Below are 24,293 nucleotides of genomic sequence, written 5' to 3'. Positions count from 1 at the left end.
AAAGTATTGAAAGAATTTTATAAATTTTTATCATTACTTTTTATGGAATTCATCGCATCATACATATAAAGCCAATGGAGGCTTGACATAATGCTCTCAGGTGTACGAATTTTCATCATGAGATTACGGGCTATTGCTATGGGGCCGATTGCATGATAAGCTAACATATTAAAATCTCCACGTTTTTTGACTGCTGTGATGCGGGGGATACGTGTTGCTTCGTAAAGCAAAAGTGCTTTTGTTAATGAAAGATCTTTCAATGAAAGTACTTCTGCTAATGTTGCAGCATCTTCGATTGCCATAGCAGCCCCTTGCGCTGCAAAAGGTAAAGCTGCATGCGCACAATCGCCAACAAATACTTGTCTCTCTAAGCCTAGAAAACGATTTCGTTTCATGTGAAAGAGCGGCCAATATCTCCATTCATCAATATGATCAAAGATTTGTAATATTTTTGAATTCCAACCTTTAAAAAGAGATTTGAGTTTTTCTTTATCTCCTTTATGGGCCCATCCTTCTTTTGAACTTTCTCCATTCGTGATGGCAACAAAATTAAAAATTTTTTCTGATGACTGAAGGGGATAGACAACAAGATGATTGTTGGGGCCCATCCACGCTGTGATTGTCTTCGTATTTTGCAACGAAGAACGAAAGTTTTGGGGAAGATTATCAGATGCTATTGTTGCACGCCAAGCAATAAAGCCACTAAAATTTGCTTTTTCATGAAAAGGAGATTGTTGCCGTAATGTTGACCAAACGCCATCACACCCGATCAGGAGGGGCGTTGAATAAAGCTGTTTTGTTGCTGTATCTGCTTTTATTGTCGTTATTTTAATGTTGGTTGCAGAGTGGGTAGAAGATATGATTGTTTCGCCTGCTTTGTATTTAATGAGAGGGTTTTCAATTACTGCATTATATAAAATTTTTTGTAAAGCCGCACGATGAATGGTCATATAAGGGGCTTTCCAATATTTTTCTGTTAGATTGATAAGATGAGCATGTAGACGTGTTTTTAAAGATATTCCATCTTTTAACGCAAGAAAATCTGGGATTATTGCGACTTCAGTGAGTTTGTTAAGAAGGTTCCAGTGAGCAAAAATAGACGTTGCATTTGGAGTGAGTTGAATACCAGCACCTATCGTTTCAAGTTGCTTACACTTTTCGAGAATGGTGCTTGCAATTCCTTTATGAGCAAGTGCTAAAGCAGTGCTTAAACCAGCAATTCCTCCTCCAACGATGATGGGTGATTTCTCCACAAATGATTTCATATTAAATAAGCAAAACTAAAAGAGTGGTCAAAAGCCCGATAACGCATTATACTAGATCTTCTGGATGATATAGACATCCTGTTGGGTTTGTTTGATCGTAGGAGAGTGAAGAAACATAACGATAAAGGGTTGAGCAATAAGGGCAGATTTTCTCATCTGCTGCTCCCATATCGATAAAGATATGGGGATGATCGAATGGTTGTGTCGCCCCTACACACATAAATTCTTTCACACCAATTTCAATTATTTTATATCCAAGATCATTTTGGAAATGGGGGATGTTATGATCAGCCATGGTGTATAAACTCCAGAATAAATTGTTTCATCAGCTATGATAAGGCTCTTCTATTTTACAAGCGTGAGTTTGTAATAATGCTTATAATAATGCAAGATTCTTTTTAAGGAAAAGTGCTCTTCTTTTATGCTATATAGAATAATTGTCATGTGTTTAGCACTTTGCGTATGTAACTTGTTTCTAAGTATTTTTAAATATTAAATGGAAACATAATAATAAAAATGAGACATTGATGTATTATGAAAATGATAACATATTATAGAGTGTTATGTGCGGTATTTTATCAAGGATTTTAGAAAGTATAAAATAAGATTAATGAGCATATATGGAACAGAGGGTGGTAGATAAAATTTCTATATCGGATATAACAATGAAAAATCCGGTGCGGTTTATTAATCGAGAGTTTTCATGGCTACAATTTAATAATCGTGTTTTGATGGAAGCGGCTAATTCGAAACATCCTTTATTAGAACGCTTACAATTTCTTTCGATTTCAGCAACAAATCTTGATGAGTTTTTTATGGTTCGTGTTGCTGGTCTTGTAGCTCAAATTCGTGCTCATATTACAGCGTGCAGTGCAGATGGGTATACTCCACAGGAACAACTTGATGTTGTGTTAGCTGAGACTTCACAGTTGCAGGCTCATCAATTACAGGAATTGAATGTTTTACGTGGTGAATTAAAAAAGAATAATATTGAAATTATTTGTTCTGATGATCTTTCAGAAATTGAAAAATCATGGCTTGAAAAATATTTTCTTGATACAATTTTGCCTGTTTTAAAACCTTTGCCTGTTGATTCCACACATCCTTTTCCCTTTATCCCTAATTTAGGGCTTTGTCTTGCGTTTCAATTGTCCGAAGAGGCAGATCAATACACATGTACAGTTTTATTGCCCATTTCAAAGCTTTTGAGGCGTTTTATTCTTCTTCCTCAAGAAGAAGGGCATGATTTTCGTTTTATTGCATCTGAAGATGTTATTTATCTTTTTATCAAATATCTATTTCCTCACTATGAGATTAATGAAATTGGTATATTTAGAGTGATTCGTGATAGCGATATTGAAGTAGAAGAAGAAGCGGAGGATCTTGTTCATTTTTTTGAAAAGGCACTTAAAAGGCGGCGGCGTGGGCAGGTTATTCGTGTTGAATTTGACGCAAAAATGCCAGAGAATTTACGCCAATTTATAGCGAATTGTCTTGCTGTTCCTGATAACTGTATTCATGTTCTTGATGGGCTTTTGGCACTTAATATGGTTTCAGAAATTGTTTCTATTCCCCGTGATGAGCTCAAATTTATCCCCTATATTCCTCGTGTTCCGGAATCTCTTCGTAAACATAATGGGGATTGTTTTGCGGCTATTCGTGAAAATGATATTGTGATTCACCACCCTTATGAAACATTTGATGTTGTTGTCCAATTTTTACGTCAAGCTGCCCACGATCCTGATGTTGTGGAAATCAAACAAACACTTTATCGCACATCAAATGATAGCCCAATTGTTAGTGCTTTGATTGAAGCTGCTAAACGGGGAAAGTCTGTGACTGCTTTGGTAGAACTTAAAGCACGTTTTGATGAGGAAGCAAATATTCGTTGGGCACGGGATCTTGAATGTGCTGGAGTTCAAGTTATTTTTGGTTTTATTACCTTAAAAACACATGCCAAGATGTCTCTGGTTGTGAGACGTGAAGGAAAACGTCTTTGTTCTTATGTTCATCTTGGAACAGGAAATTATCATCCCGTTAATGCTAAAACTTATACAGATCTTTCTTTTTTTTCCACGAACGATGATATCGCTCATGATGTTGTGTTATTGTTCAATTATATTGCGCAATATGAGCGTCCACATGAAACAATGAAGATTGCGTTTTCACCCTTAACTTTGCGTGGTCGTATTCTTCAACATATTGAAGAAGAAATTGCTCATGCCCAACAAGGAAAGTTTGCTGCTATTTGGATGAAAGTAAATGCATTGGTTGATCCTGAAATTATTGATGCTTTATATCGAGCTAGTCAAGCAGGGGTACAGATTGATTTGGTTGTGCGGGGGATATGTTGTTTACGTCCTCGTATTCCAGGAATTTCGGATAATATTCGTGTAAAATCAATCGTTGGGCGTTTTCTTGAACATAGTCGTATTTTTTGTTTTGGGAATGGTCAAGATTTGCCTAACGAAAATGCACTTGTTTACTTAGGCTCTGCTGATATGATGCCTCGTAATCTAAACTACCGTGTTGAAATATTGGTTCCTGTTTTTAATAAAATAGTGCGGCGGCAGATTCTTTTACAAATTATGGTGGCTAATCTCATTGATAATCAACAAAGCTTTGATATACTCAAGGATGGAACATCAAAACGTATCACACCGCAGAGAGGTGAAAGTCCGTTTAATGCGCAGGAGTATTTTATGGCCAATACAGGTTTCGCGGGGGAGAATGAGTCTTTTGAATCTTCCATTTCACGCTTGGTTGCATTGCACCGGCAACGAGCTGAAATCTATAAAGACTGAAATCCAATGACATATAGAGATGCTCAAGGCCGGTTAAAAGGGCGTAAGCCTGTTGCTGTTATTGACATTGGATCAAATTCTGTTCGGTTGGTTATTTATGAGGGGCTTGTTCGCTCACCAACGGTTTTGTTTAATGAAAAGATCCTTTGTGGTCTCGGTCATGGTGTAGCAAGAACGGGATTTTTAGAAGAAAAAGCGATGAAATTGGCGTTGCAAACGCTCAAGCGATTTCGTACGCTTTGTCGACAAATTGGAGCTGATGAGGTCTATACTTTAGCAACAGCAGCAGCACGAGATGCAAAAAATGGTGTCACGTTTATTCAAAGTGCTGAAGATATTATACAAAATAAAATATATCTGCTTTCAGGAAGTGAAGAAGCGATGTATTCAGCCTATGGGGTTGTTTCTACTTTTTATCAGCCAAAGGGTATTTCTGGAGATCTTGGGGGTGGAAGTCTAGAACTTATTGATATTGATCATTCTGATGTCGGTGAAGGGATAACGCTTCCATTGGGTGGTTTACGACTACAGTATATGTCAAATAATGATAGTGCTGTTGCTGCAAAAATTGTACATGAGCAATTTTATAAATCTTCTGTCTCACGTCCGTGTAAAGGTATGGCACGTCATTTTTATGCAGTAGGGGGGACATGGCGTAATTTGGCGAAACTCCATATGGCAATGAAACATTATCGACTCCCTGTTATGCATGGCTATGAAGTTGATGCCATGGAAATGGAGAGTTTTTTACGTTTTGTAGCAAGCGGCAATATTGATAATATGAGGGGGATTGCGGCGGTTTCACAGAATCGTCGGAAACTTTTATCGTATGGGGCAATTGTCCTTATTGAACTCATTCAGTGTATGGAGTTTGAAAAGATAATCTTTTCTGGTGCTGGCGTTCGTGAAGGTTTTCTTTATTCACGCTTGCCACAGGCGATTCGACTTTCAGACCCTCTCATTGCTGCCTGTACAGAAATGGCTATTTTACGGGCACGTTCCCCAAAACAAGCAGAAGAGCTTATTAATTTTACGACGAATGCCTTTGATGTTTTTGGAATTTCAGAAACTGAGAATGAATGCCGTTATCGTCAAGCGGCTTGTCTTCTTGCTGATATTGGTTGGCGTATACATCCAGATTATCGGGGTAATGAAGCAGCCAATCAGATAGCATTAGGGTCTTACCCGGGAATTTCTCATGAAGGGCGCCTTTATGCAGCGCTTGCTGTTTTTTTTCGCAATACCAGTGTACTGATTGATAAAGAATCTCTTCCTATTTTTCAATTAGCAAAGCAAAATCTCATTGAGAAAGCACGTATTCTTGGTGAAACCATGCGTATTGCTCATCTGTTTAGCGCTTCTGTTGCAGGGATTTTACCTCATTTATTGTGGCTTAAAAAAGAAGATCATATTGTTTTGCAGATTCCAAAAAATTATGCTGGATTATTAGGAGAACGTCCTCTTGGACGATTAAAGAAGTTATCAAAAATAATAAATCAACCTCTTGCTTTTGAAGTTTCTTGATTTTTTCTCCTAATTTATTCTCGTTTTAGATCTTAAAAGATTAGGTATTTTAAGTTTTTTATGCTCACTCATTTTTAATTATTGGATTGCAATTTTGATTAAGAATTTTTCTTTTTAAAACTTTTATGAAAAGCTTTGTGTTTTTTAGATTTTTTTTAAATAAGGTTGTTATTTGATTGATCTGACAAAGATTAAGCTGTCCTCTTTAGCAAGCGTTTATTATTTAAGTTTTTAAATTTGTCAGCAGCAGATTTTATTTATTCTATTTGTGTTATCCTATGAGCATACCAGTCGATGTAGATAATAAGGAGCGTAAAGGATTTTTTAAATGAGAATATTTCAAATTTACTCAAAAGTTCTTTTATATTATTTCAAATAAAATTGATTTCATAAAGTACGATTACAAATTTTTCTCTTTTGAGTTTCCGCTCATCGTAATATAGAATAGGGCCCTCTTTAGGAGATTTTATAGAAATCTTAGAATGTGGGGGAAATGCCCATTAAAGCTGTTTTGTGCTTATTTTTCCATCATTAAAGTAAAAACCTATCTGCCCCTTTAGGAGTTGTTCGGCTTTTTGACCAAATATTTCATAGCGCCAACCATTCATAGCGGGGATATTTTTCTTCGTTCCTCCATTAGCAATTTTTTCTAAATCATTAGATGTTGCAATAATTTTAGGGGCAATACTGTTTTCGTTTGCAACAAGTTTTAATAATACTTTAAGCAGATCAATAACAGCGGCTGTCGTATCATTGAGTGGACTATGTTTGGGGATGGGAGGTAAAGTAGAAAGGTCGACCTCTAAACCTTCATGGATAGCTTTAATTAATGATTGTGCAATTGAGCGTTTATCCCAATTTTTATTAAGACTGCGCAATCGTTTTAATGCAGTTTCATCTTTTGGTTGTTGGGTTGCTATTTCTATAAGACATTCATCTTTCATGATATGGCGACGGGGCATATTGTATTTTCGTGCTTCACGTTCACGCCAAGCTGCTATTTTTTGTAATACAGCAAGTTCACGCGGTTTTTTAACTTTTCCTTTCACCTTTTCCCATGCTTCATCTTCTGGCATATCATAGGTTTTAGGATTCAAAAGGACTGTTATTTCATCGTCCATCCAGTGAACACGTTGATTTTTTTCTAACCTCTTTTTTAAGAGGAGGTAAACATCTCTTAGATGAGTGACATCAGCAAGGGCATAGAGCAGTTGTTTTTCAGACAGCGGGCGACAACTCCAGTCTGTAAAGCGGGAGGATTTATCAAGATGATGTCCTGTGCAGCGTTGTACAATTTGATCATAGGAGATAGAATCACCAAATCCACAAATTGATCCTGCTATTTGTGTGTCGAAGAGAGGGGAAGGAATAACACCTCCAAGATGATAAATTGTTTCAATATCTTGGCGAGCAGCATGAAAAACTTTGACAACTTTTTTATTGATCATAAGGTCAAAAAAGGGTTGTAAATCAATATCTGGCGCTATGGGATCAATGAGAACTGTAACATCTGGTGATGCGAGCTGAATTAAACACAGTTGAGGCCAAAAAGTTGTTTCGCGGATAAACTCAGTATCAACTGTTACAAAGTCAGAGGTACGTAGAGTGTTAAGTGCAATTTCAAGATCTGTTGTTTGTGTAATAAGATTCATCATTCTATTATAATTCAATAAATTTAAATTTGTCTTTTATTGACTTTATTTTCGCGTTTTTATTCTCATATCTTGACAAATGGTTATTAAAAAGCGTTTGTAACGCATGTGAATATTATAATCAAAGGCAAAAAAACATGCACCGTTATCGTAGTCATCATTGTGCGACCCTTCGTAGATGTGATGTAGGAACACAAGTTCGTCTTTCGGGATGGGTTCATCGTGTTCGTGATCATGGAGGAATTCTTTTTGTGGATTTACGTGATCATTTTGGAATCACACAAATTGTTGCGGATCCAGCTTCTCCGGCTTTTAAAGTTATTGAAAAAGTGCGTTCTGAATGGGTTATTCGTGTAGATGGGGAGGTATGCGCACGGTCTGATGAGGTTATTAATGCAACGCTTCCAACAGGTGAGATTGAAATTTTTGCACAAGAGGTAGAAATTCTTTCAAAATCTGAAGAGCTTCCTTTACCGGTTTTTGGTGAGCCTGATTATCCAGAAGATATCCGATTAAAATATCGTTTTCTTGATTTGCGTCGGGAGACTATGCACAAAAATATCATGCGTCGGACTGAAATTATTGCGGCTATGAGACGGGCTATGCAAAATAATGGTTTTACGGAATTCACAACACCGCTTTTGACAGCCTCATCGCCGGAAGGTGCACGTGATTTTTTGGTTCCAAGTCGTGTTCATCAGGGAAAATTTTATGCACTACCGCAAGCACCACAACAATATAAACAGTTGTTGATGATGTCAGGTTTTGATCGTTATTTTCAAATTGCACCATGTTTTAGAGATGAGGATCCACGGGCTGACCGTCTTCCTGGTGAATTTTATCAATTAGATGTTGAAATGAGTTTTGTTGAGCAGGAAGATGTTTTAACAACTATGGAATCTATTATGCGTTCTATTTTTGAAGAATTTGCAAATGGAAAAACAGTGACACAAAACTTTCCTCGCATTTCTTATGATGAAGCAATGCGGAAATACGGTTCTGATAAACCTGATTTGCGTAATCCGATTATTATGGAAGATGTTTCTCAGCATTTTTACAATTCTAGTTTCAAAGTTTTTGCTCAGATTTTAGCGAATGATGAAAATGCACAAGTGTGGGCTATTCCGGCTAAAACGGGTGGAAGCCGTGCTTTTTGTGATCGTATGAATGTATGGGCACAAGGTGAGGGGCAACCAGGGCTCGGTTATATTTTCTGGCGTGAAGAGGAAGGAAAATATGAAGGAGCAGGGCCTATTGCCAAAAATATTGGTGAACAGCGAACTGAAGCGCTTCGTGTGCAACTTGGACTTGAAAGTGGTGATGCTTGTTTTTTTGTAGCTGGAGATCCCAAAAAATTTGCATCTTTTGCTGGAGCAGCTCGCACACGGGTAGGAGAAGAATTAAACCTTGTTGATAGAGAGAGTTTTTCTTTAGCGTGGATTGTTGATTTTCCATTTTTTGAGTGGAATGAAGATGAGAAAAAGCTTGATTTTGCCCATAATCCTTTTTCTATGCCTCAAGGAGGAGAAAATGCTCTTGAGTGTCAAGATCCTCTTACGCTTAAAGCTTTTCAATATGATCTTGTTTGTAATGGTTATGAGATTGCATCCGGTGGAATTCGTAATCACTTACCTGAAATGATGATTAAAGTTTTTGAACTTGTAGGACTTTCTAAGGAAGTTGTGAAAGATCGTTTTGGTGGTCTTTATCGCGCATTCCATTATGGAGCTCCACCTCACGGCGGTATGGCTGCGGGAATTGACCGCATCATTATGCTGTTGCAAGGTGTTAAAAATTTACGTGAAGTTGCTTTATTTCCTATGAATCAACAGGCACTTGATCTTTTGATGAGTGCGCCATCTGATGTTTCTTCTATACAATTACGTGATTTAGGAATCCGCATGGCTCCTCCTCACAAAAATAATTCATAAAATCGATTTATAGATTGTTGTCGTCTCTTTCTCAGTAGTGCAAAACTTTGATGCATCTCAAGAGAATATCTGTTGTTTATGGACTTAGAGAGGTAAAAAATGCTATTATATTAATCCTTCAAGAGGCATTTTTTATAAAAAATATCTCTCAATGTAGTCGATCTTGTGTTATGATGCTCGCTCGTAAAGAATATAATTGAAAACCTCATGAATGATATAAAAGCCATTGCCATCTTTATTCATAAAGGATAAGTTCGTCATTTTCCTTTCTAGGTTTTTATATTGCTGGTGGTTTTTGTATGCAAAGGGTCTCAGTATTTGGTTCCTTTCTTAGATAGTCGCTCCTTCCTTTGTGATAAACAGGAAAGTGATTGTGATTGATTTATTATGAATAAATTGGAAATGAGAAAACTTTAGAATACTTGGGATTTTATTTTAAGTTGTAAATGAATAAATTATCTTTATATATCAATACCTTATCTGTATTTTGTTGAAGTTTTTACAAGATTATAAAAGATAATTATCTCTCTTTGTGTTTATGAAAATAATGCATTTTAGCTTCTTATTAACTTAATCTTAAGCACTCTATAAGCTTTGAATATTTTTTAAGTTTTTCATAGAAAAACGGGATGAAGTTGTTATACAATCCACCTTTATATTAAAAGATGATTTTTAAAAGGTGCTTTTGTTAGCCCTAAAAGGATGGAATAGCTCTTTATAGCCGTTAAATTATATCATTGGATTTAGTAAAGCTTTCGATAAGATTTTTGTTGAGAATAATCTGTGTGCAAAATATTTTTTGGAAGAAATTGTTGTTGTCGAAAAAATGATAAAATTTTATTTCACATCGTTTTGAAAAGTTATATCGTAACTCCAGTTTGCTTAGTAATAATAGCACAGTTTTTTAGATTTTTATTTATTTAAAAAGACTTGTTGCTTTCCTTAACAATGAAAATATTTTCATATATTGTTTAGAACAAGAGGGAAGAGATATGTATAAATTTTTCAAATTGATATAATTTTCTGTTCATGTTCTAATTACAACGTTTATTTTTATGTTGTTGACTTTTAATAAAAAAGTTTACTCATAAAAGTTTTCATTAAATAAATCCTACACGATAATTTCTTATTATTGTGGGAATTTTTGTTCTAACATTATGTCTGATAAAATGAATTTACCTTTTGATGATGAACATATTGAGCCAATAGAATTACGTTCTGCTTTACAGGAACGCTATTTAGCTTATGCACTTTCTACGATTACGCATCGTGCATTGCCTGATGTGCGTGATGGATTGAAACCTGTCCATCGTCGGATTGTTCATGCGATGCGTCTTCTCAAACTGAACCCTGGACAATCTTATGCGAAATGTGCGCGGATTGTTGGTGATGTCATGGGAAAATTTCATCCTCATGGAGATGCTTCTATTTATGATGCTTTGGTGCGTTTGGCTCAAAGTTTTGCGGTTCGTTATCCGTTGGTTGATGGACAAGGCAACTTTGGTAATATTGATGGTGATAATGCTGCGGCTATGCGTTATACCGAAGCACGCATGACTGAAGTAGCTGCATTGTTGCTTGAGGGAATTAATGAAAATGCTATTGATTTTCGTTTGACCTATAATGAAGAAGATGAAGAGCCTGTTGTTCTACCAGGTGCTTTTCCTAATCTTTTAGCCAATGGTTCTTCAGGTATTGCTGTTGGTATGGCAACATCTATTCCTCCTCACAATGTTGCTGAGCTCTGTGATGCGGCGCTGCATTTGATTGCGCATCCGGATACGCGTGATGAGGATTTAAATCAATTTGTACTGGGACCTGATTTCCCAACCGGTGGTATTTTGGTTGAAGCTAAAAAGAGTATTGAGGAATCTTATCGTATAGGGCGGGGTTTTTTTCGATTACGTTCACGTTGGCATCAGGAAACTGGTAGCCGTGGTTCTTATGTGATTGTTGTAACTGAAATTCCCTATCAAATTCAAAAGTCACGTCTTATTGAAAAAACTGCGGAATTGTTGCTTGCGCGACGCTTACCAATGCTTGAGGATATTCAAGATGAATCAGCAGAAGATATCCGCATTGTGCTTGTTCCTAAAAATCGGTCGGTTGATCCTGAACTTCTTATGGAATCCCTTTTTAAATTGACTGATTTTGAAGTAAGGTTTCCTCTTAATCTTAATGTTCTATCTTTGGGAAAAAGACCCAATGTTCTCTCGTTGCGAGAAAGTTTGCAACAATGGCTTGCACATCGTCAAGAAGTACTCATTCGACGTTCTCACTATCGGCTTGATCAAATTGATGGCCGATTGGAAACTCTTCATGGCTATCTTATTGCCTATTTGAATCTCGATGAGGTCATTCAGATTATTCGTGAAGAAGATGAGCCGAAAAAGGAGTTGATTAAGCGTTTTGAATTAACAGAAAATCAAGCTGAAGCTATTCTTAATATGCGTTTGCGCTCTCTACGTAAGCTTGAGGAATTTGAAATTCGTAAAGAATTTGAAAATTTAAAGGTTGAAAAAGAAAAACTACAGAATTTGTTAAGTTCTCCTATAAAACAATGGAAAATGATTTCAGAAGAAATTAAAAAAGTTCGCAATACTTTTGGTCCTGAAACGCTCTTAGGGAAAAGGCGTACGACATTTGAAGAAGCGCCAAGACATGATCTTGACGATATTCAACAAGCAATGATCGAAAAAGAACCGGTGACTGTTGTTATTTCTGAAAAGGGATGGATGCGTGCTTTGAAGGGACATTTGAACGACTATAAAGCGCTTTCTTTTAAAGAAGGAGACCGTTTAAAGTTAGCATTTCCTGCATTTACGACTGATAAGATTGTGCTGATAAGTACTGGTGGAAAGTTTTTTGCGCTTGGTGTAAATAGTTTGCCTGGAGGACGAGGACATGGTGAGCCCATTCGTCTTGTCGTTGATATGGATGATGAGCATGATGTTCTTACAGCTTTTGTGCATCATGCAGAAGAAAAATTGCTCTTAGTTTCCTCTCAGGGCAATGGCTTTATTGTTCCTGCTACAGAAGTGATTGCCAATACACGAAAAGGAAAGCAAGTGATGAATGTGAAGTCTTCTGATAAGGTAAAGCTTTGTGTTTCGGTCAATGGTGATCATGTTGCCGTGGTTGGTGAAAACCGCAAAATGCTTATTTTTTCTATTGAACAAATACCGGAAATGAATCGTGGTAAAGGGGTTCGTTTACAACGTTACAAAGAGGGTGGTATTGTTGATGCCAAGACTTTTAATTTATCAGAAGGCTTAAGTTGGCAGGATACCGCTGAACGAATCTTTAACCGTCAAGCTGGTGATCTCATTGAATGGATGGGAACACGTGCGGGTGTCGGACGTCTGGTTCCAAAAGGATTTCCAAAATCAGGAAAATTTACCAATTAAATAATAGAATGTTTTTATTATATGATAATATATTAATTTATAATAATATTATTCTTATCTCAAATAAGAGGCTCTAATATCTATAGGTTTTGTTATTTAAACCTTCTTGATGTTGAAACAATCAAAATGATTTGTTTGTACACCATAAATGAATTGGTATTATTGTAAATAGAAATTTATAAAGAAAAGTATTAAATTTTTTTATGACTTGTTTCAAGTACAAAGAGCTGTTGTAAGATTGGGAACTGAAATATAAATGCAATAGGTTTACACGCTTCATAAGTGTGAGAATGATAGAAAGTTTATATCATTCATAAAGGCTGTCGTGAAATGATTTGATGCTTTGAGAAGTGTATTATCTATAAATAAAAATATACAAATATTTAAATCAAGGGGGTCCTATTTGGAGGCATTCTGTTTTGTGTGAAAGGCGTATCTTTCTTGTTCAAGAAAGATTTTATTAATTTTCTCTTAAGCATGATTATTCGTTAGGATTATGATGATATTGCCTAAAGAGATGACCACGTTCAGCCCATAAGACAAGAAGGATAGCAACGAGACTGAGAAAGAAAAATCCTGCTGAGTTTGGAATGGTTGTTTCATTAAATTGTTGGGCTATAAAAAAGCTCAGTCCTGCACCGATAGATGTTTGGAGGAAGCCGGAGACAGAAGAGGCTGTACCAGCAATTTCTCCCACAGATTCGAGAGCAAGTGTATTGAAATTGGCCATAATACCACCGCAGGTAAACATTAATATACAATATAACGTCATATAAAAAGGAAAAGGGAGAACGCCACCTGCTAAGATAGATCCAATAAACCAAATGCATGAAGTGGCACAAAAGAGCAAAAGCATCGTATGGGCAATACGCCGCATTCCAAGACGTCCGACAAGTTGAGAATTCATGAATGATGAAAAAGCCTGAAATGCAGCACCGATGGCAAATACTATCGGAAACCAAAAGCCTAAATTATAAATTCCTTCATAGGTTTGTTGTGATGTATTAACAGCAATAAAAATGCAGCCTAAAATGATGGACGTTGCGAGTGTGTAGCAAAGTGTTGTACGATTTGTCACAACAATCCATAAGTTATGTCTGACTGAAAAAAAGGAAAGAGGGCGTTGTTCATGGAGTGTTTCAGGCAAGCGAAATAGAATCCAAATCATCAACCCAAAACTAATCATTGCCATGAAAACAAAAATAAATTGCCAGTGCCCGAGCAGTAAAATGATTTGTCCTGTTGCGGGACCAACCATTGGCGCAACAAGAAAAACCATCATAACAATAGACATGACTTCTGCCATTTTACGACCACTGTAAAGATCACGGACGACAGAAACTGTAAGAACGCGCATAGAGGCTCCTCCAATGCCTTGCAAGACACGCAAAATAAGTAAGAGAGAAAAATCAGTTACAAAGGCACAACCAATCGCTGTAAATGAATAAAAAGCAAGCCCAATAAGCATAAGTTTACGTCGCCCATATCGATCGCTTATTGGACCAAAAAATATTTGAGCAATACCATAACTAATAAGATAACTCGAAATGATATAATGTTGATCATTCTCGTTGAGAACATTTAAACCTTCTAAAATATTGGGCATAGCTGGTAACATGATATCTACAGCTATAGCGTTAATAGCCATGAGTGAAGCAATTAGAATAACAAATTCTTTATAACCAATTTTTTTTCTAATCGCATCACTATGCGTTTGTTCATCAACTGAATATGACATATGGCATCCTTGAAATAAAAAAATTTCTTCTGAAAACAGCTCTTTTTAAGAGTCTGAATAAAATGAAAGATACCTATGACTGATTACAAGGAATATTCTTTTCTTTCAAAATTTTCTGTAACTCATTGTTTTGAAACATTTCTTTAACAATATCACAGCCTCCGATAAATTCACCTTTGATATAAAGCTGTGGAATTGTTGGCCAATTCGAATAGTCTTTGATCTCTTGACGCAATTCGTCGGAAGTCAGAATATTAATCCCTTTATAATTTAATCCTAAATAGTTAAGGATTTGAACAACCTGCCCTGAAAAACCACATTGTGGAGCATCAGGTGTTCCTTTCATGAATAAAATGACGTCGTTTGCTTTAATTTCGTTGTCAATAAAATCACGAATAGTGGTCATTTTTATCCCTCAATATTTCAGATTTTTATAAGTGCATAATGTTAGTACTATTTTTTAATCTTATTGAATGAATGAATGCAAGAAGAAATTTTAGATTATTTTGGGATATTTGTTTGTAACATTAAGGCGTGAAGTTCATTTCCCATATTACCTTTAAGGGCATCATAGACCATTTTATGTTGCTGAACACGGGTTTTACCACGAAAACTTTCAGAAATAACTTCTGCAGCATAATGTTCCCCATCTCCAGCAAGATCACGAATTGTTACAGTAGCATCAGGAATACCTTCAAGAATAAGCTTTTCAATTGTATGGGCACTCATTGCCATCGTTATTCTCCTATGTCGTTCATTTTTTGCAAGAGTTGTTTTAAGAGAAAGAATAATTTTTTACGCTTCACCCATAAACTGTGGAAACCAGTTTTCATAAGCTTGTGTAAGATTTTTTACTGAAAGTGTGAATATCTCATCTATATTAAGGGAATCTCCCTCAACGTGACCTAGCTCTATTAAAGAAACGGCATGGTTTTGTGCATGCTCTTTAAGACTGTTGAGAGCATCAGGCTTGACGGCTAAAAGATAACGCCCTTGGTCTTCTCCAAAAAGTTCTGCATGGTGGGGAGATTTATTGCTTAATTTTACCTTGATTCCTTTACCTGCTTTAATGACCATTTCTGCAAGCGCAATCGCTAGTCCTCCATCAGAAATGTCATGAGCGGCATGAATAAAACCGTTATGAATGACATCGCGGACAAATTGACCATGCTTTTTTTCAAGTTGTAAATCTACAGGGGGAGGGGCTCCTGCATCAATATTTAAAATGTCACGTGCATAGATTGATTGTCCTAAATGAGAGCCGCAATCTCCCACTAAAATGATACTATCTCCATTTTGCATACCACTTATTGTTACCATTTTTGACCAATCACTTAGAAGGCCTACACCAGCAATTGTGGGGGTAGGAAGAATAGCTTCTCCATTTGTTTCGTTGTAAAGAGAAACATTGCCTGAAACGATAGGGAAGTCGAGGATTCTGCAAGCTTCTCCGATGCCTTTAATTGCAAAAACGAGTTGTCCCATGATTTCAGATTTTTCAGGGTTTCCAAAATTGAGATTATCTGTCGCAGCTAGTGGTGTTGCACCTGTCGTGCTAATATTTCTCCAGCATTCTGCAACAGCTTGTTTTCCTCCCTCATAAGGGTCTGCTTCACAATAGCGCGGTGTTACGTCAGAAGAAAAAGCAAGAGCTCGTTTACTCTTATTACTGACGCGGATAACGCCTGCGTTACTTCCTGGACAAATAAGGCTATTTCCTTGGATAAGCGTATCATATTGTTCATAAACCCATCGTCGTGAACTTTGATTAGCAGAATTCAATAAAGTCAAAAGCACATCACCAAGATTCTCAACTTTTTTGACGTCTTCTGCTTTCAGAGGTGTTTTTTTTGCAGGTTCACTCCAAGGACGATCATAAACAGGTGCTTCATCACCAAGTTCTTTGATGGGAAGATTAACAACTTCTTCTCCTTGATGAAATACACGGAAACGTAAATCATCAGTGGTTTTTCCTATAATGGAAAAATGAAGCCCCCACTTATGAAAAATTGCTGCTGCTTGTTTTTCTAGCTCTGGTTTAAGGACCATGAGCATGCGCTCTTGACTTTCAGAAAGCATCATTTCATAGGCTGTCATGTTTTCTTCACGAACGGGAACTTTATCGAGATTAAGCTGTATGCCTAGATTTCCCTTTGCACCCATTTCAACGGCAGAAGAGGTGAGACCTGCGGCCCCCATGTCCTGAATAGCAACCACGGCTCCAAGTTCCATGAGCTCTAAACATGCTTCAAGAAGACATTTTTCTGTAAAAGGATCACCAACTTGAACGGTTGGGCGTTTTTCACTGATTGAATCATCAAATTCAGCAGAAGCCATTGTTGCTCCACCAACACCATCGCGCCCTGTTTTTGCACCAAGATAAACAACAGGGAGTCCGATTCCTTGTGCTTTGGAATAAAAAAGAGCATCTGTCTTTGCAATACCGGCAACAAAAGCGTTAACGAGGATATTGCCATTATAGCGCTCATCAAAATTGACTTCTCCACCAACTGTTGGAACACCAAAAGAATTGCTGTAACCACCTATTCCAGACACAACACCAGAGACAAGATGGCGTGTTCGAGGGTGATCAGGAGCACCAAAACGCAATGCATTCATCGCAGCAACAGGACGGGCACCCATTGTAAAGACATCACGTAAAATACCACCAACGCCTGTCGCAGCCCCTTGATAAGGTTCGATATAAGAAGGATGATTATGACTTTCCATTTTGAAAACAACACATTGCCCCTCACCAATATCAACAACACCAGCATTTTCACCAGGACCTTGAATAACACACTTTCCTTCTGTGGGAAGCGTTTTGAGCCATTTCTTAGAGGATTTATAGGAACAATGCTCGTTCCACATTGCAGAAAAAATTCCCAGTTCAGTAAATGTTGGTTCTCTTCCGATTAATGTCAGGATACGTTGATATTCATCCTCTTTTAAGCCGTGTTGTGCAATGAGCTTTGGTGTAATTATAATGTTATTACAAGGATTCATGAGTATTTACCCGTCAAATTAATCGAAATTTAGCATTTTAATTTTTTTAATCTAGCAGCTTAGATTATGGAAAACTATGTGGTTTAATAAAAAATATTCATCTATAAGCTGAAGATCTCGTTCGTTAGGTTGGATGGGTTTCAAAACCAAAAACAATCTTAAATAATTATGTTTTGAGAGAATAATATCCATTGTTATTTGTATAGAATTTCTGTTTATAAGTTTACAACACGAGAAAGGATATAGACGTTTGTTTTTTTAAGTTATCGAGCACAAGGATTTTTTAGCATCACCTATTGACTAATTCTAAAGCACTTTGAAAAAGTAAACGACCGTCAATCCCTCCATGAGCAGGTTCAATAAAGTTTTCAGGATGAGGCATCATACCAAGAATATTACCAGCCTTATTGACGATACCAGCAATGTCCTTTATCGAACCGTTAGGATTTGTATTTTCTGTATAGCGAAAAACAATTTGTTCATTATCTTCCATCTGTTTTAATGTTTCGCTATCAGCAAAGTAATTTCCATCGTGGTGGGCAACAGGACAACGAATAATTTGTCCTTTAAAATAATATCGAGAAAACTTTGTCTTGGCGTTAACGACTTCAAGTTTGACTTTACGACAAACAAACTTTAAGGAAGCGTTACGCATTAAAGTTCCCGGTAATAATCCAGCTTCCAACAAAATTTGAAATCCATTACAAACACCTATTATCGTAATCCCTTTTTGTGCTTTTTCACGAAGAGCTTTTAAGACGGGGGTTCGCGCTCCAATAGCCCCACATCGCAAATAGTCGCCATAAGAAAAACCACCTGGAATAATAATAACATCTACATCTGGAATTGTTGTTTCTGTTTGCCAAATTTTTAACGGCTCAACTCCTGTTATATGATGCAATGCTGCAATCATATCTCGGTCGCGATTTAATCCAGGAAGTTGAATGATGGCAGTTTTCATGGGTGTTCTACTTAAAGAAGTTCGATAGTATAATTTTCAATGACAGTATTTGCGAGTAATTCTTCACACGTCTTCTCAAGTTTTTTCTTTGCTATTTCAGAGGGCTGATCATCAAGAACAATATCAAAAACTTTTCCTTGACGAATGGAGTGAATACCTTCGAAAGCTAAACTTTTTAAAGCACCGACGATTGCTTCTCCTTGTGGATCAAGGACGCTTTCTTTTAAAGTAACTGTAATGCGTGCTTTCATTTTTTGTTTCCTGTTTTTAAAAGAACCTTTTCTTTGAAGAGAGGTGTATTGATAGAAGGGAGTAATTATTTTATCTTGATTCGTTTTCTTATTTTACCAAGACAGGACCACTTGGCCGTGTTGGTTCATTTTCATTCATAATACCAAGGCGTTTGGCAACCTCTTGATAGGCATTAATAAGTCCTCCCATATCACGACGAAAACGGTCTTTATCCATCTTTTCTCGTGTTTGCATATCCCATAGTCGTGCAGAATCAGGTGAAATTTCATCAGCAAGAACAATGCGCATTGTTTCATCTTGCCACAGGCGGCCAAACTCCATTTTAAAATCAATTAACTGGATATTGACACCGGCAAAAAGCCCAGAAAGAAAATCATTAATACGAATTGAAAGTTGCATGATATCTTCTAGCTCTTGTGGGACAGCCCACCCAAAAGCAGTGATATGTTCTTCTGTCACCATTGGATCATCGAGAGAATCATTTTTATAGTAGAACTCAATGATAGACTGCGGAAGTGGGGTCCCTTCTTCTAGTCCTAAACGTTTTGCAAGAGAGCCAGCCGCGACATTGCGAACAACAACTTCCAATGGAATAATTTCCACCGCTTTAATAAGCTGTTCGCGCATATTTATGCGTTTGATGAAATGTGTTGGGATTCCCAAACGTCCAAGATGGCTAAAGATATGTTCCGAAATTCGGTTGTTTAAAACCCCTTTTCCGTCAATAATTTCATGTTTTTTTGCATTAAAGGCCGTGGCGTCATCTTTAAAAAACTGAATATAAGTCCCTGGTTCAGGCCCTTCATATAAAATTTTAGCCTTGCCTTCATAAATACGGTGGCGACGATTCATTATAATTCTCTATTTATCTTGAGAGGTTTTTAATAACATTAGTTAAGTGATAGTATCCTAATTGATCGAAATTCTCAATGATATTGCTATGATATTTTTATAATTTTTGTCATAGTATATCGACTCAAAGAGAGAGATACAGAGCAATGAGAAAAAGGATACCTTTTTTGAGATCAAATTTCTGCAAGTTTTGGATCAGATTTTTGCAAGAAATTGAGAAAGAACCATAAGCCCTTCTGGCCAAGGTCCGTGTCCAGATTCGGCGTTAATATGGCCAGAATAGCCAGCATCAACAAGGAGTGAACCCCAGTCATGGGCGATTTTTTCTGCTACTGAAAATTGACAAAATTCATCGTTGCGGCTTGCTATGATAATAGAAGGAAAAGGTAACTTTTGACGATGATAAGGGCCAAATGTCATTAAATGTTTGGGACGTATTTTTTCATTAGCGACATCGGGAGGCGCCACAAAGAAAGCGCCACAAATTTTTTCTGCATTTTGTACAGTTGCTTGAAGTGCGGTAGGAACGCCTAATGAATGAGCAATAATCATAACGGGCCTTTGAGCTTGTGCAATGGCGGTTTTAACTTCATTAACCCACTCGTCACAAACAGGTTTTGACCAATGGGCTTGTTCTATACGGCGGGCTGTCGACAGTTTTTTTTCCCAACGTGTTTGCCAATGATCAGGACCAGATCCTTTGTAGCCAGGAATAATAAGAATATCGAGTTGATTTGCTTTCATGAATTATTATTTTCTTTGTTACAATAGTTTTTTTGATCATAGAGGGAATAGATTTGGGCTTTCCATGTTGTTCTCCTGCTGTTCAAAAACACGTTTAAAAATCGTGTTGATATGTTTGGTGTGGTAAGAAAGATCAAATTTTTCTCGAAGCTCTGCCTCACTTAAAGCTTTGCTAACATCTTTGTCGTTGAGCAGTTCTTCTAAAAAATCTTTTCCTTGTTCCCAAACCTTCATCGCATTTCGTTGTACAATCCGATACGAATCTTCGCGGCTGATTCCTGCTTGTGTGAGTGCTAAAAGTACTCGTTGTGAGTGAACAAGACCTCGGAATTTATTGAGATTTTTTTGCATATTTTCTGGATAGACAATTAAATTTTCAATGACGGATGTGAGGCGAGAAAGAGCAAAATCAAGTGTAATCGTTGCATCAGGGCCAATGTAACGCTCAACAGATGAATGAGAAATATCGCGTTCATGCCAAAGTGCTACATTTTCCATAGCAGGGAGTGCAAATGCTCTGACCATACGGGCTAATCCCGTTAAATTTTCTGTTAAAACTGGATTGCGTTTATGTGGCATTGCTGATGAGCCTTTTTGCCCTGGTGAGAAATGTTCCTCTGCTTCGAGAACTTCTGTTCGCTGTAAATGACGTATTTCTATTGCTAACCTTTCAATAGAGGACGCAATAACACCAAGTGTTGCAAAAAACATCGCATGACGATCCCGTGGTATAACTTGGGTGGAAACGGGTTCAGCACGCATTCTCAAGGCTTTTGCAACGTATTCTTCAACGCGTGGATCGATATTAGCAAAAGTTCCTACAGCGCCTGAAATCGCACAAGTAGAAATTTCTTCGCGTGCTGCAAGAAGGCGTTTGCGACAACGGAAAAATTCAGCGTATGCGAGAGCGAATTTGACTCCAAATGTTGTTGGTTCAGCATGAATGCCATGACTTCGCCCAATAGTAATGGTTTCTTTATGTTCAAAAGCACGTCTTTTTAAGGCTTCAAGAAGTTGGTCTATATCCTTGAGCAAAATATCACTCGCACGCATCAATTGAATGCTCAGCGTTGTATCAAGAACATCAGATGATGTCATGCCTTGGTGGATAAAACGTGCTTCGGGTCCAATGAATTCAGCAAGGTGGGTTAAAAAAGCAATAACATCATGTTTGGTAATGGCTTCAATTTCATCAATACGATTGACATCAAATTCAGCGGACGCTCCTTTTTCCCAAATGACTTTAGCGGCTTCTTTCGGAATAACTCCCAGTTGAGCAAGAGCATCACAGGCATGGGCTTCAATTTCAAACCAAATACGATATTTCGTTTCGGGGGACCAAATTGCTACCATTTCAGGGCGGGAATAACGTGCGATCATTATTTTTTCCTTATTGTGAGAGAAGTGCGGCTTGGCGTAATGCACTCATGCGTGTTTTGTAAAGCTCTTTGTTTCCGTTTTTATAAATTGCAGAGCCTGCGACAAATACATTTGCACCAGCTTTTGCAGTTATTCCAATTGTATCAACGGTGATACCACCATCAACTTCAAGATCAATAGGGCGGTTTGCAATCATACTTTTAACGCGCTTAATTTTATCTTTTATTTCTGGAATAAAATTTTGTCCACCAAAGCCGGGATTGACTGTCATGATGAGGATGAGATCTAATTGATCAAGCAAATATTCAAGGACATGTTCAGGAGTGCTTGGATTGAGTGCAACTCCTGCTTTTTTACCCATTGCTTTGATTGTTTGGAGTGAACGATGAATATGGGGACTTGCTTCAGCATGAATGGTTATAATATCTGCACCCGCTTTTGCAAAAGCTTCCAAATAAGGATCAACCGGTTTAATCATCAAGTGGACATCAAATATTGCTTTAGTTAATGGACGCAGAGCCTTGACGATTTCAGGGCCAAAGGTGATATTAGGAACAAAGTGTCCATCCATAATATCGAGATGGAGCCAATCTGCACCAGCATCAACAACATCTAATATTTCTTGCCCAAGTTTAGAAAAATCAGACGCCAAGAGCGAAGGTGAAATGAGATGAGAATGGGGCATAAAAATCTCCTTGATTGGCTGTTTTATCATGTCGCTGTGTATACACAAATATCTTTTGTGTTATGACGAAAAAGAAAAATACGTATTATAGATTTTTTTATACAAAGATCGCTTGAAATTTTAAAGTTTGATAAGTGAAAGATATGTCGAATCATAAAACATGTTTGAAGCCTGAACTTCAAGATAATATTACCGTTTCTTCGCAAGAATATCGAGATGCTATGAGCCATTTTGCAGGCGCTGTGCATATTGTGACAACAGATGGCATTAAAGGAAAGCGTGGGGTGACTGTTTCAGCGTGTTGCTCTTTATCAGATGATCCTCCAACTCTTCTTGTTTGTCTCATGCGCCATAATATGAAGAATCATGTGTTTATGGAGAATGGAATTTTTTGTGTTAATAGCTTGGCAGGAAAACATCGTCCATTAGCAGATATTTTTTCGAGGCGTTGCAATGTTACACAAAATGAGCGTTTTGATATGGCTCAATGGAGAACTTTGCAAACAGGGGCACCTAGTCTTTCAGATGCTTTAGCATCTTTTGACTGTCGTTTAATTTGTTGGCATGAACATGCAACCCATTGTGTATTGATTGGTGAAGTTGTTGCAATCAATCGTAGTCAAGAAAAAGATGCTTTGATGTATTTGAAGCGTGGATATCACACTTTGCCTTTATAAAGATTTTTATTTTTTTTGCATGGATGAAATGATTCATTGGTATTCCATTTAAATTTAGTGCACTGAAGAAGGAGGAGGGGGGATGGTTCTGAACTTTAATTTTTCTTCTTTTGAGGTTTCTCAATAAATGAGAAAGATGATTTTGGGATGATCTTTGATCAAAAGTCCAAACTTAGACAAAAAAATAATCAAGATAAAATAAGAGCATTTGAACATATTTGTAGATTGTTATGAAAAAACATTTTACTCTTGTGTTGAGGAGTATTGCACAATATATAGACCCCACAGAGCAGATGTGGAGGTTTTTTTTATTGCATGAGCGAAGAGATTGATGGTCAATATCGCCCTAGTGAAGATGAGCCTTTTATGAATGAACGTCAGAAGGCGTATTTTCGAGCTAAATTGGTTTCTTGGAAAAATGATATCTTAAAAGAAGCGCGTGAGACTTTGGAAAATTTGCAAGAAGAGAATGTTGGTCAACCAGATTTAACTGATCGGGCATCTTGTGAAACTGATCGTACAATTGAATTACGTGCTCGTGATCGTCAAAGGAAACTTATTGCAAAAATAGATGCTGCCTTGGAGCGAATTGATAATGGGACATATGGTTTTTGTGAAGAAACAGGCGAGCCTATTAGTATAAAGCGTCTTGAGGCTCGGCCGATTGCCGTTTTGTCACTGGAAGCACAAGAGCGTCACGAACGACGTGAAAAAGTTTATCGTGATGATTGATGATTAAAATCATGAGAACGATAAACGAATGAAGTTACGTGAGTAATCAAATTGTATATTTTATTTTGGAGTGGTGGGAATAAACAAAGATGGCTCTTGCCTCCCTTCAATTTCGGCTGTGATGGCTGAATCTTTTACTGCTTGATTCGTAAAAGAAGAGGAGACTTTATCTGGCGTATCGTTTCCTTCTGTAAGAGAGGGAATAGGATGGGGGGGGATTTCTCTCTTTTCTGTTCTGGATGTGCTGGTAATATCGGATTCTACAACCATATCTGTTAATCCACCAATAAGGAGTAAATGTTCTTTATTATCACAACGGACTAAAACAAGGCGGCGTGTTCGATCTATAGAAATTGATTCACATAATGCTAACCGTGATAGACTTTTTTTTCTATTAGTGTTGAACCTTCTCATATTTAAACGGCGTAAAAACAATATAATTACCATAAGAGCTATGATTGTTATTATAAAAAACAAAAAACTTATCGTTATGTTTGCAGCAGATACACCTATTTGGTCTGATAACCAGATAACCATAGATTTTCTCCCATTATGGTATGTAAACTACCGTTTTTTATTGAGATAAATTTATAAACACACCCTTAAAAGATCCACTTAAAGACAAGAAATAAACTTTTTAACATTAAGTGAGCTTCCTTAGAAAGATGATATCATAGTATATA

The 24,293-nt window shown here is 37.1% G+C and carries 20 protein-coding genes; 6 read left to right on the top strand and 14 right to left on the bottom strand.

Annotation, left to right across the window (positions count from 1 at the left end; all coding sequences use genetic code 11):
- Positions 1–17: 17 nt before the first annotated feature.
- Positions 18–1,265, bottom strand: a complete 1,248-nt coding sequence (locus PVV59_RS02080) for an FAD-binding protein (RefSeq protein WP_273754252.1) — start codon at positions 1,263–1,265, stop codon at positions 18–20.
- Positions 1,266–1,311: 46 nt separating this feature from the next.
- Positions 1,312–1,560, bottom strand: a complete 249-nt coding sequence (locus PVV59_RS02075) for a zinc-finger domain-containing protein (RefSeq protein WP_273754251.1) — start codon at positions 1,558–1,560, stop codon at positions 1,312–1,314.
- A 325-nt stretch (positions 1,561–1,885) separates the two neighbouring features.
- On the opposite strand from PVV59_RS02075, the gene PVV59_RS02070 reads away from it, so the two are divergent.
- Complete coding sequence (locus PVV59_RS02070) at positions 1,886–4,069, top strand: RNA degradosome polyphosphate kinase (protein ID WP_273754249.1); 2,184 nt, start codon at positions 1,886–1,888, stop codon at positions 4,067–4,069.
- A 6-nt stretch (positions 4,070–4,075) separates the two neighbouring features.
- On the top strand, positions 4,076–5,593 hold the full coding sequence (ppx, locus tag PVV59_RS02065; RefSeq protein ID WP_273754248.1) for an exopolyphosphatase: 1,518 nt from the start codon (positions 4,076–4,078) through the stop codon (positions 5,591–5,593).
- Positions 5,594–6,093: 500 nt separating this feature from the next.
- Here ppx and rnd read toward each other — a convergent pair whose 3' ends face one another.
- Positions 6,094–7,248, bottom strand: a complete 1,155-nt coding sequence (gene rnd, locus PVV59_RS02060; protein ID WP_273754247.1) for a ribonuclease D — start codon at positions 7,246–7,248, stop codon at positions 6,094–6,096.
- A gap of 134 nt (positions 7,249–7,382) precedes the next feature.
- Here rnd and aspS point away from each other — a divergent pair, with 134 nt between their 5' ends.
- A complete protein-coding gene (gene aspS / locus PVV59_RS02055; RefSeq protein ID WP_273754246.1) occupies positions 7,383–9,176 on the top strand; it encodes an aspartate--tRNA ligase in 1,794 nt (597 codons plus the stop codon).
- Positions 9,177–10,333: 1,157 nt separating this feature from the next.
- Positions 10,334–12,583 (top strand): DNA topoisomerase IV subunit A, encoded by a 2,250-nt coding sequence (gene parC / locus PVV59_RS02050; protein ID WP_273754245.1) that lies wholly within the window; start codon positions 10,334–10,336, stop codon positions 12,581–12,583.
- 481 nt (positions 12,584–13,064) lie between these two features.
- Here the strand turns inward: parC and PVV59_RS02045 are convergent, their stop codons facing one another.
- From PVV59_RS02045 to rpe, 10 genes are all read right to left on the bottom strand, one after another.
- Positions 13,065–14,321, bottom strand: a complete 1,257-nt coding sequence (locus PVV59_RS02045) for a multidrug effflux MFS transporter (protein WP_273754243.1) — start codon at positions 14,319–14,321, stop codon at positions 13,065–13,067.
- A 73-nt stretch (positions 14,322–14,394) separates the two neighbouring features.
- Positions 14,395–14,727 carry a Grx4 family monothiol glutaredoxin gene (gene grxD, locus PVV59_RS02040; RefSeq protein ID WP_273754242.1) on the bottom strand — a complete coding sequence of 111 codons (333 nt, stop codon included), beginning with the start codon at positions 14,725–14,727 and terminating at the stop codon, positions 14,395–14,397.
- Positions 14,728–14,822: 95 nt separating this feature from the next.
- Positions 14,823–15,056 (bottom strand): BolA family transcriptional regulator, encoded by a 234-nt coding sequence (locus tag PVV59_RS02035; RefSeq protein WP_273754241.1) that lies wholly within the window; start codon positions 15,054–15,056, stop codon positions 14,823–14,825.
- Positions 15,057–15,116: 60 nt separating this feature from the next.
- Positions 15,117–17,327: a phosphoribosylformylglycinamidine synthase subunit PurL gene (gene purL / locus PVV59_RS02030; protein ID WP_273754240.1), complete on the bottom strand. Its 2,211-nt coding sequence runs from the start codon at positions 17,325–17,327 to the stop codon at positions 15,117–15,119.
- Between the two features lie 289 nt (positions 17,328–17,616).
- On the bottom strand, positions 17,617–18,288 hold the full coding sequence (purQ, locus tag PVV59_RS02025) for a phosphoribosylformylglycinamidine synthase subunit PurQ (RefSeq protein ID WP_273754239.1): 672 nt from the start codon (positions 18,286–18,288) through the stop codon (positions 17,617–17,619).
- Positions 18,289–18,299: 11 nt separating this feature from the next.
- Positions 18,300–18,539: a phosphoribosylformylglycinamidine synthase subunit PurS gene (gene purS / locus PVV59_RS02020; RefSeq protein WP_273754238.1), complete on the bottom strand. Its 240-nt coding sequence runs from the start codon at positions 18,537–18,539 to the stop codon at positions 18,300–18,302.
- A gap of 88 nt (positions 18,540–18,627) precedes the next feature.
- Positions 18,628–19,392: a phosphoribosylaminoimidazolesuccinocarboxamide synthase gene (gene purC, locus PVV59_RS02015; RefSeq protein ID WP_273754237.1), complete on the bottom strand. Its 765-nt coding sequence runs from the start codon at positions 19,390–19,392 to the stop codon at positions 18,628–18,630.
- Positions 19,393–19,587: 195 nt separating this feature from the next.
- Positions 19,588–20,136: an alpha/beta hydrolase gene (locus PVV59_RS02010; RefSeq protein ID WP_273754236.1), complete on the bottom strand. Its 549-nt coding sequence runs from the start codon at positions 20,134–20,136 to the stop codon at positions 19,588–19,590.
- 36 nt (positions 20,137–20,172) lie between these two features.
- Positions 20,173–21,516: an adenylosuccinate lyase gene (gene purB / locus PVV59_RS02005; RefSeq protein ID WP_273754235.1), complete on the bottom strand. Its 1,344-nt coding sequence runs from the start codon at positions 21,514–21,516 to the stop codon at positions 20,173–20,175.
- A 10-nt stretch (positions 21,517–21,526) separates the two neighbouring features.
- A complete protein-coding gene (rpe, locus tag PVV59_RS02000) occupies positions 21,527–22,201 on the bottom strand; it encodes a ribulose-phosphate 3-epimerase (RefSeq protein ID WP_273754234.1) in 675 nt (224 codons plus the stop codon).
- A 143-nt stretch (positions 22,202–22,344) separates the two neighbouring features.
- On the opposite strand from rpe, the gene PVV59_RS01995 reads away from it, so the two are divergent.
- Together PVV59_RS01995 and dksA are read left to right on the top strand one after the other, a co-directional pair.
- Positions 22,345–22,878, top strand: coding sequence for a flavin reductase (locus tag PVV59_RS01995; RefSeq protein WP_273754233.1), 534 nt, complete (start codon positions 22,345–22,347; stop codon positions 22,876–22,878).
- Between the two features lie 315 nt (positions 22,879–23,193).
- Positions 23,194–23,610, top strand: coding sequence for an RNA polymerase-binding protein DksA (gene dksA, locus PVV59_RS01990; RefSeq protein ID WP_273754232.1), 417 nt, complete (start codon positions 23,194–23,196; stop codon positions 23,608–23,610).
- A 60-nt stretch (positions 23,611–23,670) separates the two neighbouring features.
- Here the strand turns inward: dksA and PVV59_RS01985 are convergent, their stop codons facing one another.
- Entirely contained in the window at positions 23,671–24,147 is a 477-nt protein-coding gene (locus PVV59_RS01985) for a flagellar biosynthetic protein FliO (RefSeq protein ID WP_273754231.1), read from the bottom strand.
- Between the last annotated feature and the right edge of the window lie 146 nt (positions 24,148–24,293).

Source organism: Bartonella sp. MM73XJBT.G, assembly GCF_028618435.1.
In the GTDB taxonomy this organism is placed as follows: Bacteria; Pseudomonadota; Alphaproteobacteria; order Rhizobiales; family Rhizobiaceae; genus Bartonella.
This window is presented reverse-complemented; position numbering and strand designations above follow the sequence as displayed.